Source organism: Cupriavidus basilensis OR16, assembly GCF_000243095.1.
Classification (GTDB): Bacteria; Pseudomonadota; Gammaproteobacteria; order Burkholderiales; family Burkholderiaceae; genus Cupriavidus; species Cupriavidus basilensis_D.
In genome coordinates, this window is record NZ_AHJE01000217.1 from 1 (window position 1) to 382 (window position 382).

1 pseudogene is annotated in these 382 nt (G+C 57.1%); it reads left to right on the top strand.

The features are described 5' to 3' along the window. Positions 1-210: pseudogene (locus tag OR16_RS46995) on the top strand (metallophosphoesterase); the annotation flags it as partial. Positions 211-382 lie beyond the last annotated feature (172 nt).

A 382-nucleotide genomic window follows, 5' to 3' on the forward strand; every position in this document is an offset into this window, starting at 1 on the left:
GGCTTCGACCTGCAGCTTTCCGGACATACGCACGGCGGCCAGTTCTGGCCCTGGAACCTGTTCGTGCCGATGCAGCAGCCTTATACCGCCGGGTTGAACCGGCATGAGGCGATGTGGGTGTATGTGAGCAGGGGGACCGGGTATTGGGGGCCGCCTAAGCGGTTTGGGGCGCCGTCGGAGATTACTAAGTTGAGGTTGGTGAGGAAGTGAATGGGGAGGGGGTGAGGGGGGGGGGGGGGGTTGGGCAACTGCAACTGCAACTTCAGCCACAACCACAAAATCAGCTTCAAATTCAATGACTTAACTGCAACTTCAACAGCAGTTTCACCTCCCCTGCGGGGAGGCGACCTACTTTTTTGTCTTGCCAAAAAAGTAGGCAAAA